This window comes from Moorena producens 3L, assembly GCF_000211815.1.
In the GTDB taxonomy this organism is placed as follows: Bacteria; Cyanobacteriota; Cyanobacteriia; order Cyanobacteriales; family Coleofasciculaceae; genus Moorena; species Moorena producens.
Genome location: NZ_GL890971.1, coordinates 254,498 through 270,225, shown reverse-complemented (window position 1 = coordinate 270,225; position 15,728 = coordinate 254,498). Strand labels below are relative to the sequence as shown.

General features: G+C 44.1%; 9 protein-coding genes. 7 read left to right on the top strand and 2 right to left on the bottom strand.

The window, feature by feature from the left end; genetic code table 11:
* The first annotated feature begins 910 nt into the window (after positions 1-910).
* The 7 genes from LYNGBM3L_RS31455 (at position 911) to LYNGBM3L_RS31425 (ending at position 11,371) form a co-directional block, all read left to right on the top strand.
* On the top strand, positions 911-2,668 hold the full coding sequence (locus LYNGBM3L_RS31455; protein WP_165691848.1) for a 4Fe-4S binding protein: 1,758 nt from the start codon (positions 911-913) through the stop codon (positions 2,666-2,668).
* A gap of 446 nt (positions 2,669-3,114) precedes the next feature.
* Complete coding sequence (iscB, locus tag LYNGBM3L_RS31450; RefSeq protein WP_008190945.1) at positions 3,115-4,401, top strand: RNA-guided endonuclease IscB; 1,287 nt, start codon at positions 3,115-3,117, stop codon at positions 4,399-4,401.
* A gap of 192 nt (positions 4,402-4,593) precedes the next feature.
* Positions 4,594-6,093: a 2Fe-2S iron-sulfur cluster-binding protein gene (locus tag LYNGBM3L_RS31440; RefSeq protein WP_008190942.1), complete on the top strand. Its 1,500-nt coding sequence runs from the start codon at positions 4,594-4,596 to the stop codon at positions 6,091-6,093.
* A 506-nt stretch (positions 6,094-6,599) separates the two neighbouring features.
* Entirely contained in the window at positions 6,600-6,803 is a 204-nt protein-coding gene (locus LYNGBM3L_RS45310) for a hypothetical protein (protein WP_008190940.1), read from the top strand.
* A gap of 871 nt (positions 6,804-7,674) precedes the next feature.
* Entirely contained in the window at positions 7,675-9,417 is a 1,743-nt protein-coding gene (locus LYNGBM3L_RS31430) for a vanadium-dependent haloperoxidase (protein WP_008190939.1), read from the top strand.
* Positions 9,418-10,102: 685 nt separating this feature from the next.
* Complete coding sequence (locus LYNGBM3L_RS44740) at positions 10,103-10,276, top strand: hypothetical protein (RefSeq protein ID WP_154659983.1); 174 nt, start codon at positions 10,103-10,105, stop codon at positions 10,274-10,276.
* Positions 10,277-10,456: 180 nt separating this feature from the next.
* Positions 10,457-11,371 carry a ParA family protein gene (locus tag LYNGBM3L_RS31425; RefSeq protein WP_008190935.1) on the top strand — a complete coding sequence of 305 codons (915 nt, stop codon included), beginning with the start codon at positions 10,457-10,459 and terminating at the stop codon, positions 11,369-11,371.
* A gap of 95 nt (positions 11,372-11,466) precedes the next feature.
* Here the strand turns inward: LYNGBM3L_RS31425 and ileS are convergent, their stop codons facing one another.
* On the bottom strand, positions 11,467-14,346 hold the full coding sequence (gene ileS / locus LYNGBM3L_RS31420; protein WP_008190931.1) for an isoleucine--tRNA ligase: 2,880 nt from the start codon (positions 14,344-14,346) through the stop codon (positions 11,467-11,469).
* A gap of 287 nt (positions 14,347-14,633) precedes the next feature.
* Positions 14,634-15,425, bottom strand: a complete 792-nt coding sequence (locus tag LYNGBM3L_RS31415) for a Ycf66 family protein (RefSeq protein ID WP_008190929.1) — start codon at positions 15,423-15,425, stop codon at positions 14,634-14,636.
* Positions 15,426-15,728: the final 303 nt, after the last annotated feature.

Here is a 15,728-nt window from a genome sequence, read left to right as displayed (position 1 = left end):
TAGTAAAGTTGGTGAATTGCTTTGGTAAACTATCTGTGAAGCTAAACAAACCTACAAATCCTTTATTCAAATCATGAGAAGGGTGCATATGATGATTCGCTGTCAAGATTCGGTTAGTTTGTGGATTAACTCCTGGGAGCTGTTGAGATCCATCTATAACCTCAATTGAGGGGTTAACCAAGCTGTCCCAACTGGCCAACCGCCTCAGTGGTGATTAATGCCTAGTTTAGTGACCCCTACTGGTTAAACCTAGTTACACCTATGTTGACGAGAGGTAATTTCCCCTAAACCGCTGTCGAATGGGAGCAGTTGGTACTGATGATTGAGACAAGAGAGAGAGCACCCAGAGCTGTTTAAAAAGCTCTCCATAACCTGTAAGCCTATTCAAAACTGGCCAAAGCCTAGCTTACCCAACCACATCAGGTAGAGCTAATAGTGCTTTCGACCAGCTCCAACAAATTCTGTTTCTGACAGCAAGTAGGGCGATGTCTACCCAACTGTCAGATTAGAACCATATGCATTTTTTTTGTAAGCTCATGATGTTATGGCGCTACGCCCAAGGCAAGAGGCATGCATCCATGCAAAAGTTGAATACAACAGCTTTTAAGCTTGTATCAATGTCCTCTTAATGCTTAGTGCTATAAAAATTTGGAAACTGCATAAAAGGTGTGGACTCAACCAGATAAGTAACTGGTGACACAAACCAATGGTGTTAGTTAGGTTGCCCACAAACCCAAGCTTAAGAGGCTTGACCTAAAGCTGGTTGGTTTTATGGAACAGATCATGCCCAGGCATGGGTAATTCTCATCATCAGGATTTAGTTTCGGTGCTAGCTGTTAGGAATTATCCAAACGGGTACTGTCAATGGCTGAAGTTGTTTCTCATAATGGAGCAAAAGGGGGTTAAAGTGATGCTGTCAAAGGTACCAGAACAAAGTTGGCACCGAGTCCGTTGGGTGCTAGCGATTAGTTGGCTAATATTAATTGTCTCGTTGTTTTATGACCCGATCTCACACAATTTAACTGATCCTGATAATCTATTCAGCCTATTTCGAGATCCCATACTCACCCGAGACCCATGTGTTCAAGTCCAGGGAGTATGCCTAGATGAGAAACCCTATGCCCTGGGAGCGCGAATGTTTTGGGGCATGATCGTGCCTAGCGCCATCATGATTGTCTTGGTGTTTGGTCATGAGACTTGGCGACGCATTTGCCCACTTTACTTTCTGTCCCAAATTCCCAGAGCTTTGGGGTTGCAGCCACAGGGGGATATCAGCAAAAATCCCTGGCTAGTTCGTAACCATTTATATGTGCAGTTTGCCATTTTCTTTATCGGGTTGAACTGCCGGATTCTATTTGTTAACTCTGACCGCTTGGTTCTGGGTTTGTTTCTGAGCTTGACTATCGTATCCGCCATGATGATGGTATTCCTCTATGGTGGCAGAAGTTGGTGTCATTATGTCTGTCCATTTGGCATGGTTCAGATGGTATTTACTGGACCACGGGGATTGCTTGGCACTGAAGCTCACAACGCACCGCCAAAAACCATTACCCAGTCCATGTGCCGCACCCTAGACAAGACCACAGGTCAAGAAAAAAGTGCCTGTATCAGTTGTAAGTCCCCTTGTATGGATATCGATTCCGAAAAAGCCTACTGGCAACAACTGACTAAGCCTGGTCGGAAATTAGTCCAATACGGTTATTTAGGCATGGTAATTGGCTATTTCGTCTACTACTGGTTGTATGCAGGAAACTTCGATTATTACCTGTCTGGGGCTTGGACCCATGAAGAGAATCAGTTAGGTGCGCTTTTCAAGCCAGGGTTTTACATCATGAATCACCCGATTGCGATTCCTAAACTGGTGGCAACTCCTCTTACCTTCGTTGTCTTCGTGGCGCTCAGTTGTCTAATTTGTACCAAGCTAGAGAAGACATACAAAGCTGCTCTGTGGCGAAAAAACCAATCTATCACTCACGAGCAAGTATTGCACCGAGTCTTTTCCATTTGTACCTTTATTGCGTTTAACTTCTTCTTCATCTACGGGGGTCGTCCCGAAATTAATCGGTTCCCTGTTCTAGTGCAATTCCTGTTTCAGAGTGTAGTGATTCTAGTCAGCAGCTTATGGCTTTATCAAACTTGGGGTCGTAGTTCCCACCAATATACCCAGGAGAGTTTGGCAGACAAGTTGCGCCGTCAACTCAAGAAGCTACCCCTGGACTTCTCGGAATTTCTGGAAGGTCGTTCCGTGGATGATCTCAAACCTGAGGAATTACACATCCTGGCTAAAACCCTACCGGGTGCTAACCAACAATACCGCTTGGGGGTATACAAAGGGGTGCTAAGAGAAGCCATCCAAGCTGGACATGTGAATTCCGCTAGTAGTCTCGAGGTTCTCCAGCAGATCCGGGATGAACTGGGTATCAACGATCAGCAACATTATCAGGTTTTAGAAGAACTTGGTAAGGAGCAAGAAAACTTACCAATATTGTATCCCCACTATGGACGGGACCCTTATAAAGTACTGAGCACCATCAAAGAGCGCCAGAAAACTAGTACTTCTAACCAACGCACTATACTCAGGGAATCTCGCAAGCAGAATCGTTCTGATAAGCGCACCAAGCTGCTAAAAGACCGCAAAGATGACAATCAATCAGGTGATCAGGACTAGTCCAAGGTGATCCCAGATAGTACATTCAACAGGGTGAGACGAGGAGGATATACCGTAAAAAGAGAGCATTTTTCATAAAAAGAAAAAAAAAGGCTGATAACTATATGGCCACTGGTAAAACACTTATAAAACACTTACTTGTGGCTCAGGCCGAGGGTACTACCGATGAAGACAAGTTGAGATGAATTGTGAACTCACAGTCAACTACCGCACACTGACCTAACGGTACAGTGTGGGCTTGAAAGAGCCTGTTGACCAGATGGCTAATCAAATTAGCAGCCGTTAAGACCAAGAGTTAAAGTTCCTACCTTGGGGTGCGTGCCAGCTCCAAGCTCTAGAAATGAGTAATTAAACAGGTTATTCGGGAAAGCCAGTGTTACTCATAAAGTACCGAGTCTTAACACCGTCGATGCAAACTTTACCCACATAGTGGAGATTTCAAAGTAATGAGAGTTTTTGTATTAGATAAAAATAAAAAACCTTTAGACCCTTGTCACCCGGCAAAAGCTAGAGAACTACTAAAAAAAGGTAGAGCAAAAGTTTTTAAACGATACCCATTCACAATTATTTTGCAAGATAGAAAAATTGATAATTATGTTACTCATTCTCACAGATTAAAAATAGACCCAGGTTATAAAAATACGGGAATTGCTATTGTTCAAGAATCAACAGGTCGGGTAACTAATGCTTTAGAAATTGCTCATCGGGGATTACAGATTAAAAATTCCCTTGAATCTCGTAGAGCTTTAAGAAGAGGAAGACGGAATCGTAAAACCCGTTACCGTAAGCCTCGGTTTCTTAACCGTAAAAAACCTGAAGGTTGGCTACCACCATCATTGATGAGTCGAGTTTTTAATATTGAAACCTGGGTTAGAAGGTTAAGAAAGCTTTGCCCCATAACAGCAATTTCTCAAGAATTAGTACGTTTTGATACCCAAAAAATGCAAAATCCTGAAATATCAGGAATTGAGTATCAACGAGGTGAGCTATTTGGATTTGAAGTGAAAGAATACTTATTAGCTAAATGGGGAAGGAATTGTGTGTACTGTGGTGCTGAAAATGTGCCTTTGGAAGTAGAACATATTGTCCCCAAGTCAAGAGGAGGTAGTAATCGAGTCAGCAATTTAACCCTAGCTTGTCGTTGTTGTAACCATAAAAAAGGTAGTGACCCTATTGAGAAATTCCTCAAGAAAAAACCAGCCATCCTTAAGGGAGTGTTAGCCAAGGCAAAAGCACCACTTAAAGACGCAGCAGCAGTTAATGCAACTAGATGGGAATTGTTCAGAAGATTAAAGTTGACTGGGCTATCTGTTGAAACTGGTTCTGGTGGTTTGACTAAGTTCAATCGTCAAACTAGAGGCATTGAAAAGACTCACTGGACAGATGCTGCTTGTGTTGGTAAATCTACCCCTGAAAAATTGTTAATTAAAGGTATCAAACCATTACTAATTAAAGCAAAAGGTCATGGGGTTCGTCAGAGATGTCGCCCTAATAAATACGGTTTTCCAAAAGCTCATGCACCTAAAGCCAAATTCTTTCAGGGATTCCAGACAGGTGACATAGTTAAAGCTAACATTCCAAAAGGAAAATATGCTGGAAATTATACAGGTAGGATTGCTATTCGTCATCGTCCGAGTTTTGTACTTCAAACACAACCGAAAAAGATTGATGTTCACCCTAAATATCTGCAAACAATTTTTAAAGCTGACGGCTATGAATACGAGATTAATTAATGTTGATTCGCTATCGCTGGCCGTAGGCCACGCTGCGCGAACAATTTATTTGTTGGCGGAAATTCCCCAGGCACTAACCCGAAGGGTATAGATGCCTGGGGAATTTCCGCATCATAGATGGACAATCCCTTCATAATTTCAGCAATTGACGCAATTGACCCATTAGTTCGGTAATGTGGAGTGACACAAAACATGCTGACGACTACAATCATCAACTACCAAACCAACGAGTTACAGGAAAAAACCCTGAAACCAGCAACTGGAATTCAAGGTGAGTATCTGATTGGCCGCCATCCGAGCTGTGACCTAGTCTTGGATAGTCCTGTCGTCAGTCGTGTACACGGCAGAATCCTATGCATAAGGGGACAGTGTTTCTTTACTGACCTCGGTAGCACCGATGGCTCTCGGATCAATAATGAGGAGGTAGATGTTAACCAAAACTGGCTCCTGAAGGAAGATGATATCATCCGCATCGGTGAATTTGTGTTGTTGGTCAAAGACCTACAGCTCTATGGCTCTAACCAGGAAGCCAACCTGGTAGATGGTAATAGCCCTGGAATCAAGCAGTGGACTAAGGGTGAGATTACTGTCCGCTGTGTACAGGTCATTAATGAGACCGATGATGTGAAAACATTTCGCTTCGTTGCCGAACCACCAATACTGTTCAGCTACAAGCCAGGTCAGTTTGTCACTCTCGATTTGGAGATTGATGGCAAACCAGTGAAGCGTTCCTACTCCATATCTTCGGCCCCCTCACGTCCTCATACCTTGGAAATTACTGTCAAGAGAGTTCCAGCACCAGCGGACGCTCCTGATGTGCCAGCGGGTTTGGTGTCTAACTGGTTGCACGACAACATCAAAGTTGGGTCCGAGGTGAGATTAAATGGTCCAATGGGGAAATTTACCTGTGCTGACCATAGGGCTGATAAACTGCTGTTTATTTCAGCAGGTAGTGGCATTACCCCGATCATGTCTATGTCCAAATGGCTTTGTGATACCGGTGCTGATGTGGATGTTGTGTTTGTCCACAGTGCTCGTAGCCCACAAGATATCATCTTCCATCAGAAATTACAGTTGATGGCCGCTTTGCACCCTAATTTTAAGCTGGCGATTACCACGACTCGCCCAGAACTCGACCAAGCTTGGTCCGGTTATACCGGAAGACTCAATGAAGCCATGCTGGCAGAGATGGCTGCAGATTTTCGCGATCGCATTGTTTATGTCTGTGGCCCGAATCCCTTTATGGCAGGGGTGAAAGGGATGCTAGCCGGTCTAGACTTCCCCATGGAAAACTACCATGAAGAGAGCTTTGGCGGCAAAAAGCCCTCTAAACAGAATAAACAGAAAGCAGCAGCAACAACTCCTGAACCAGTCAAAGGGGACAATCGTCCTAGACTACACCTAGTAGAATCACCATCAACCTCTAATGAACCCACTGTGGTCTTTGCTGAGTCTGGAAAAGAGGTCAGCTGTGATGCGGAGGATGTGATCCTAGATGTGGCGGAACAAGAAGGGGTGCCATTACCAAGTGGTTGCCGCATGGGAGCCTGTGGTGCTTGTAAGCGCAAGCTTATAGAAGGGAAGGTAGAGTATGATGAACAGCCTGACGCTCTGGAAGACGAGGAACGGCAGCAAGGGATGATTTTAACTTGTGTGGCTCGTCCTGTAGGACGAGTAGTGGTTAGCGCATAAACATCTCAAGTCAACGGTTCAATAATGAATCTAGCTTACTACTGATTCAGGTCAATAAAGCTGAAACAGAACAGGGAAAAGGTTTTATAACAGTTCAAATTTCGCCAAATACCTTTTCCCTAGCTGAAATCCCCGCAATTTTGGGGAGTTATAGCAGAAGTCAGAAGTCAGAAGTAAAACTCTTGCGCTTACAAAGGGTGTGAGACTTTTGTCATGTCCTAACTGCCCTGGCGACTGCTATATTACTCAAAATACGAACTCTGTGAAGATTGTGACAATTAGGTGAACAAAACCTGAGGATTTGTGAAAACTACTGGTCGTTATCAGTAACTCTGATTATGACCAGGGATTTTTCCTGTGAAAATACGAGACTAATTTGTGAAGATCATGACCATGAGGTTGGCCAAATCGAATCAATAACAGAAACGTGATTAATAAGTGCTACCAACTTAAGGCAGTAAACCTGATCTAGCGATGGTTTTGGCCTCTGGGATATTGAGCTAATTATGGTCAGAATTTTGTCCCGGTTTACCCTGGTAGCGGTAACTCTAATCATGACGATTCCCAGTTTCTGTGAAACTTGTGAAAATATGGATATCTTTTATGAAGATTTCTTAAAGTTACCAAGAAGTTTACTGATGAGGATTGACGTTGTTTGTGAAAATACGGATGATAACTGTGAAGGATTTAAATCTAGCCAAAAATTTTGACCTATGTGTCAAGTACCGAGAACTCCCAAAGACTCTGATTAATCAACCAGATCTAAGGAATTTATGCTCAGAGTTCCTAGTCTGTTCAGGGTAAACGCATCTAATTTTATGACTTATATATAGTGTTTATTGAATTCACAAAACACTATATGTGTAAAATGCCTTGTCAACAACCACAATAATGCAGAATTTATTGATAATTTTTTTCGATTTTTTTTGATTATTGAGAATTATTACGAATTAATTGACAAGATGCGTTGACCATGCTACTCTAATATGGGTCTTATTTGAATCTATTTTGGAACTTGATTCAACGGCAAGACATCAGTGTTTTTACCTGTAGTGTAAGCATATGCGCTACAGATGGTGCTACTTGAGGTGCCGTCAGCCGTCAGCCGTCAGCCGTCAGCCGTTTGCCAATGGCTGATAGCTGAATGCTGATAGCTGAATGCTAATAGCTGAATGCTGATACCTGAATGCTGATACCTGAATGCTGAATGCTGAATGCTGAATGCTGAATGCTGAATGCTTACCCTGTAGTGTTCTCGGGAGACTATTTATCCTAAATTTTCTCCTAAATTGGTGAGACGACCTGATCTCATCATTGCTTTTTCCCAGGTAACCAATCCGATCGGTAACGACGTTTTGCTACCGTCCAATCTATCGTCCAATTTTTAGACCTGTTGCATAAAAAGCTAACAACAGGGTGATAACTACTGTAGTTGCCTCGTAAAAACCGTCCAATCTACCGTCCAATTTTTAGACCTCTTGCATAAAAAGCCAACAACAGGGTGATAACTACTGTAGTTACCTCGTAGAAACTGACTTTTGCAAAAGGTCTTTTCAAGAACAACCAGTCACGGGTGTAAATATGAAAAATTTATTTTCGGCTCACCATCAAGGGCTGACAAAACGACAGCATCTCTCCTCACTCCTAACCATTGGAGTAACAACCGTAGGTCTATCCCTGGGCTTACCAGCACAAGCCATAGACCTGACACTAGACAACAGCGCTAATCTGTGGGTGAATCAAGCCTTGAGGGCCGTAGAAAATAACCCGCAATTGGGACCGACAGGAGCCTCCCGGGCCTATGGCATCTTGGGTACTGCCATGTACGATGCCTGGTCGGCTTATGAAGGAACCCCGATTAGCACCACTCTTGGGGATACTCTGCAACGTCCTGATATTGAGAACACCTTGGAAAATAAGTCCCTAGCGATTAGCTATGCCGCTCATAGCGTCCTCTCGGACCTTTTCCCCTCTGAGGTTGCTTCCTTCGATTCGCTTCTGACTGATGTGCGATCGCTTGCTGGCAACTCTGCTTCTATCCCTACTGCTACCAACGTTGGTAAGACAGTAGCCAACAGCTTATTGCAGTTCCGACGTCAGGATGGTTCCAACCAGTTAGGAAATGACCCGAGGGGTACACTTGGTGTTCCTTACTCCGATACCACTGGTTATCGACCAGTGAACAGTTCCGATAACGTGGTCGATATCACTCGCTGGACACCAGAACGGGTACCAATTGGCAGCCCGGATGCCAGGCTGCAACGGTTTCTGACTCCCCAGTGGGGCAATGTTACTCCCTTTGCCTTGAACTCTGGCTCTGAATTTCGACCACCAGCACCAGAACCTTTTCTGCGTGTAGAGGGTACTCTAAATCGGGAGAAGCGTACCGTCACCCTTAAGGATGGCACAGAGGTTAGTCTGGTTAACGAAAACGGCGAGGTTAATACTGACGTTGTTAACCCTGGGTTTATCGACCAAGCTGAGCGCATCGTTGAGGTCAGCGCTAATCTCACCGATGAGCAAAAACTAGTGGCTGAGTTCTGGGAAGACCCCTCTGGCACCCCCTTCCCTCCTGGAACTTGGATGAGTTTTGGTTCATTCGTCTCTGAACGGGATAACCAAACCCTAGATGAAGATATCCAACTTTACTTTGGTCTGGGGAATGCAGTTTTGGATGCGGGCATTGCGACTTGGGAAGCAAAAGTCTTCTACGACTATACTCGTCCTGTCCGAGCGATCCGCGAACTAGGTGAGCTGGGCTTAATTGGTGAATTCGATCAGGAGCTGGGAGGCTTTGCGATCGAATCTTATGGTGGACCAGGAGTAGGAACCATAAGGCTATTAGCTAGTGATTTCATTACCTACCAAACTCCTGGTGCCGATCCATCCCCTCCCTTTGCGGAATTTACCTCAGGACATAGTGCTTTCAGTGCTGCTGCAGCTGAGATTTTTAAGCTATTTACCGGTAGTGATTACTTCGGCAATTCAGTAACTTTTCTCCCTGGTTCCTCTCTTTTTGAACCTGGTTTGACTCCCACGGATCAAGTCACCCTGTTTTGGGAGACATTTTCCGATGCTGCTGATGAAGCTGGTATTTCTCGCATCTACGGTGGCATTCACTTCGATGATGGAGATATATTCGGGGGACAATTAGGGCGAGACGTTGGTGGCAAGGTCTATGACCGGACATTATTCTTCATCAATGGTGGTGTTAAAGTTCCCGAACCTACCTCGGTATTGGGTATGTTAGTATTTGGTGCCTTTGGTGCTGCTTCCATGATCAAAGGAAAACGGGGAAATCAATCTCACCATCAATCTCACTAACATTACCTAAAAATCTTCCTTTTGGAGGTTTAGGAAGCCTTGGTTTCTGATTAACCTAAAAAAGAAAAGGGAAAAGGTTTCATAACAGTTCAGGTTTCGCCAAATACCTTTTCCCTAGCTGAAATCCCCCCAATTTTGGGGGGTATTTAGTTAGGATACATAACAAATCTGGCTATGGCAAGTTGGTATATAGCATTTCCAAATGATTTGTAAACAAGGACTACCATTTTTTTATTACCAAAAACCCCTATATACTTGATTAACTCTTGCCTCTTGCCTCTTGCCTCTTACCTTTCCCTAAGGATTCTGTTCACAACTCAAATAAAAATGCTATAAATCCATCAAAACCGAGGGTAAGGGAAAGAATCAATAAAGAATAATTTTTATAAATAATATTAAGAAGAAATTGCAATAGTGCTGAAAATCAAGGCTTAATATGGTCATAATCCTTGCCATATATCACATTTTGGCTCAATTTTTCTGGCGCTTACCCTGCTTAAAAACCGACGGCTGAATTTCATGAACCTGGATTGCCTTTGAAGATTTTCCCAGGGTTTCTTCCAGATTTTGTACCAGAATGGTTTATACTGATTATCTGGGGAGGCGACATCCAAGCTGAAATCCATACTGGGTAATAATTTCAGCCCATAAGCTCCAAAAAGATACATGCTGTTTTGAGCAGACCTTGAACCACGATACACAACGATCACATCAACGGAGCATTCAACCAACTATTCAACCGAGCATTCAACAGGTACAATCTGGTCTAGGGGAATTTTCAGCAATTTTGCGATCGCATCAACTCACCATAAACCCATTGGTAAGTAATGCAGGTAATGCAGAATTTATCCAGGTTTAAGGTAGCTGACTATTCCACAGATGAAAGCCCTGTGTCAAGCCTTGGGTGTGACTCTCGACGACTTACCGAATGATTGCGGACTGCCCAAGGGTAAATCATAGTAATCCATCGGAATTCTTGCCTAGTAACCAATAATACTGAATGATGATAAATAGTGTCATGGCAAGATCACGTTTATCAATGGGATTAGTCATTAGTACAGTCAATATGAAAGGTGGTGTGGGCAAGACCACCCTCACCGTCAACTTGGCGACTTGCTTAGCCAAAAATCATAATAAGCGGGTTTTGGTGGTCGATTTAGATACCCAAATTAGTGGAACCTTGAGCTTAATGCAGCCCCAAGCATTTGCTAAAGCTAGAAAAGGAAGGCGGACATTAAGTCGGTTAATTGACAAAGTCATTAAACCTAGCTATCGCAGTCGCTTAACAATTGAGGATATTATTCAAACTGATAATTGTAATATCAAAGGATTGGATTTATTGCCGGGAGATATTGAGCTTTATGATGAATATGTAGTGTCTGATCTACTCCATAAGCAATCTATTCAGGAAGGGGAGGTGGAATTTAGTAAGGTTTGGAGCCGCTTTGAAAGTTTATTAATCAAAGGGATATTAGAGCCGATTATCCCTAACTATGACTTTATTATTTTAGATTGCGCTCCGGGCTACAATCTTTTGACTCGCAGTGGCATTGTGGCTAGTGATTTCTATTTGCTACCAGCCAGACCAGAACCTTTATCTATTGTAGGGATTCAACTTCTAGAAAGACGGATTGCCAGGCTCAAAGAAAGTCATCAGCAGGATAGTCCTCTTAACTTGCAGCTGTTGGGGATTATCTTTATTTTGTCAGGCGGGGGACTGATGGGTAGGTACTATAAGCAAGTGATGAGGCGAGTTGATAACGATTTCGATAGCAACCAAATTTTTAAAATTCGCATTCCCATGGATGTTAATGTTGCTAAAGCTGTGGATAGTTTTAGTCCTGTAGTTATCGCTCATCCTAATTCTGCTGGCTCTAAAGCATTCTTCAAGTTGACAGAAGAATTTTTACTTAAGCTTGAGGGGATTAAGAGTATGGAACAAATCAGGGATTAGTGTTGAATCTCTAATCCCTGATCTGGCCAATAGTGCTAACTGTCCTTAGCAATCTCTCAATCACCAATAACTTACAAGTCAGTTAACAAGTTACCTCAGAAGTTACCAGCTAAGGCAGCATTACAGCGTTCGCAGATGGTAGGATGCTCAGCAATTGTACCTACTTTAGGTCCGTAGTTCCAACAGCGATCGCATTTTAAGCCTTCTGCATTGACTACCCCTAGCGCTATAGTTTCTGATTCAGCGCTATAGGTTGCTGTTTGTATAGCTTCTAGGGAATCTACTAATTCTACTTGAGAGGCTAAGAGGAGATAGCGCAATTCATCCACTTGATTTCCACTCAGGCTATCGGAAGGATTCATAGCTTCCAGGCGCTGCTTTAATTGTTGATCTTTAACATAAAGCAAGACCTTAGCATCTAGAGATGAGCCAATCATCTTTTCGGCTCTGGCTTTTTCGAGTACTTTATTTACTTCTGTGCGGATGGTGCGCAAGGTTGACCAGGACGCCGCTAGTTCAGGGTTTTTCCATTGTTCCTCTAATTTGACCCAACCTGACTCAAACACGGATTCATGGGATTTCTGGTAAGGTAGGTATTGCCAGATATCCTCTGCCATGTGACAGAGGACCGGTGCGATCGCTTTAGCTAAATTTTCTACTGCTATTTGTAGCACTGTCTGACAACTGCGCCGCCGTGGTGAGTTGGGAGCACTTATATAGAGTCGATCCTTAGCAATATCCAGATAGAAGTTAGACAGGTCTACTACACAGAAGTTCTGCACGCTCTGGAAAAAGCGGAAGAATTGATAACTCTCAAAGGCATCAGTTACATCCTCAAATACCTCTGTGATCCGGTGTAGCATGTAGCGGTCTAATTCCGGTAATTCCTGAACAGGCACCTTATCCTTAGCTGGGTCAAAGTCATGAAGGTTCCCTAGCAGGAAACGGGCTGTATTACGAATTTTGCGATAGACATCGGCTAGCTGCTTAAGAATACTCTGAGATATTGGAACATCTGAGGAATAGTCTACAGAAGATACCCACAATCGCAGTACATCAGCTCCGTAGGGGGGTTCTTTTTTATGGTTTTTACCACCCTCGATGATTATAGCTGGTTCCAAGATATTCCCCAAAGACTTACTCATCTTGCGCCCTTGGTCATCTAGAACAAAACCGTGGGTTAAAACCGTTTTGTAGGGAGCATAGCCATTGCTGGCTACACTGGTGAGTAAGCTGGACTGGAACCAACCCCGGTGTTGGTCTGAGCCTTCTAAGTAAATATCCACGGGATAACGTAATTCTTCCCGTTGCTCCGCCACTGCTGCCCAAGAGGACCCGGAGTCAAACCAGACATCCATGGTATCGTTACCCTTGCGGTAGGTCTTACCATTATTGCGATAGGATTCTGGTAACAATTCCTCTACTGATAGTTCCCACCAGGCATCGGAACCTTTCTCAGCAATAATTCCCTGGACGTAAGCAATGGTTTCTTCATTAAGCAGGGGTTCGTTGGTTTCTTCGTCGTAGAATACCGGAATTGGTACACCCCAGCTCCGTTGGCGGGAAATGCACCAATCGCAACGATCTGCCACCATCGGGGTAATCCGATTTTGTCCTTGGGCAGGGATCCATTTTACGGATGCGATCGCATTTATCGCTTCATCCCGGAATCCCTCTACTGAAGCAAACCATTGTTCTGTGGCTCTAAAGATAGTTGGCTTTTTAGTGCGCCAATCGTAAGGATATTTATGAACATAGGGCACCTCTTTCAGCAATGACCCAGCTGTGTTCAGTGCCTCAATGATGGCTGGATTGGCATCCTTGAGCACATTCAATCCAGCAAACTGTCCGGCCTCTGCGGTAAACTTCCCATCCGCATCTACTGGGGAAAGGATAGGTAAGCCATAACGCTGACCCACACCATAGTCTTCTTGACCATGACCAGGAGCCGTGTGAACCAAACCTGTACCCGATTCAGTGGTGATGTAATCCCCACCAATCACAATTTTGCTTTCCCGATCAAATAGGGGATGCTGGTAAGTACAATCCTCCAACGCCTCACCCTTAACAGTGGTTTTGACCGTAAGTGGAGTTTCCAGAGTAGCTGATAGTCTTTCTACCAAATCCGCTGCTACTAATAGGAATTGGAATTGGTTAGTTTGGGAACCATCTTCCACTACCGCATAGGTCAGTTCTGGATTAACGGCTACTGCCAAATTTCCAGGGATTGTCCAGGGAGTGGTCGTCCAAATCGCCACACCAAGATTTGGCAAAAATGGCTCTAGGATCTCCTTTATCCCTGGCCCTGCCTTAGTTATTGGGAAAGCCGCATAGATACTTGGGGAGGTGTGACCTTCCGGATATTCCAACTCCGCTTCCGCTAGGGCTGTTTTAGAACTGGGACTCCAGTGAACTGGCTTCAGGCCTCTGTAGATATAGCCCTTCAAGACCATTTGACCAAAGACCCCAATTTGAGCCGCTTCGTACTGTGGGTTTAGAGTCAGGTAAGGATTTTCCCAGTCTCCCCATACTCCATACCGCTGGAAACCTTTGCTTTGCTGCTCTACTGTTTTCAGGGCAAATTTCTTGGCTTTACGGCGCAGTTTGATCGGAGTCAGCTGTTGACGCTCCTCTAGCTTCATGGCTTGCAAGACTTTCAGCTCAATCGGCAAGCCATGACAGTCCCAACCAGGGACATAGCGTACTTTGCGACCTTGCAACAGTTGGTATTTATTAATGATATCCTTGAGTACTTTATTAAGGGCGTGACCCATGTGCAGAGACCCGTTGGCGTAGGGGGGGCCATCATGCAACACGAAAATCTCGCCAGGATTATTTTGTGACAGGCGCTCATAAATAGTTTGCTCTGCCCAAAACTTTTGGAGTTCTGGTTCTCGCTTGATAGCGTTTGCCCGCATATTAAACTCGGTTTTGGGCAGATTGACCGTATCTTTATAGCTTTTGGATGCTGTCACAGTTTGAAGCCAAAATTCTAGTAGATCAGTTGATTAGCAGTTGATTAGATCGCTATAACCAACTTTAACTTGCTAACCGCTGATTGTGTACTGCTGAGTCGTTACAGGCCACATCACACAATCAACGGTCAACAAAGGATATATATCTATATAATATATCTCTCTTATTTTTATTGGCAGCAATCTGGCCAACCTTACAAATTTCCCAAGGAAGAATGGTGGGATTTTTTAGAAATCGGTTGTTTTGGGGTTGAAGCTGGTGGTAGCTTTTATGTTGCGCTCTATTTTTATTCCACCTTCGGATTAGGAGGTGGTGGGGCTTTTGCTTCTGGTGCGATCGCTTCTGGTGCGATCGCTTCTGGTTTCTGCTCTGGCTCCTGACTTGACTCCGGCTCTGGGGGGGGTGAGTCTTCCTTAGGGACTGCTACTGCTTGGGGGGTTTCTGTCTCTGGGGGAGGTGAGTCTTCCTTAGCCGCTGCTACTGGTTGAGGGGTTTCTGTTTTAGGGATAGTTGTTTCAGCAGAATCTGAGGTTTTAGTGTCATCTGTTTCTATAACCGCTGCTTGGGTAGTGGATGCTACCGTAGTTGCTTCATCCGCTGCAGGGCTTGGTTGGGTAGTTTTGGGATTGGTTTCCTGGGTGGGGGACGCCATGGTGGTATCTGCCGGTACAGCAGGAGTTCGGGCTGAGTCTTGGCGTTTGCCCAAAAGATTGCCAAAAAAGCCAGTTACTTTAGGTATTAGCCCTTTTAATGACTCACTTGGCAGTATTTCTTGAATTTTGGCGATAAATTCACCTTGACTTGGGATAGGGGTTTGTTGGTCAATCGGTATCAAGGCTCGTCGCAAGGTCAAGGTTTGCCAACCCAACCAGCCTACCAGGGATACACCCGCAATTTGACCGATTAAGACGCCGCCAGTAATGCGTCCAGCACAAATCCATAACACTAGAGCGTAGAATAATCCCACTCCACTCCAGATAAAGTCATATTTACGATGAACCTCTGGTAAAAAGAAGGCAGCTAGGTAAAAGACTAAGCTACCAAGAGCAATAACCAACGCCAAGAGGTATGCCAGCATTTTCGGAGTACTCCTTACGTGCTTCTTTACTCATTCTGAAGCAAAATGTTGCCTCATATACAGATTATCCATGAATTAATCACTCACATAACCTTCACCACACTTACTCGATCCAGTATAGTGTGGGCTTTCAGTAGCCCTCATCCGCGCTTGGCCTACAAGGGGTCTTATTTCCTGGCAAGGGTAGGTTTATTTGCCTAGTAGATTACTTGGATTACAGTTCTGGATTCGGTGTCTTTCCTCGTTTTTAAATAGGTAAATAGTTATCTGGGGTATTGATAATAATTCTGATCAAAATTTTTT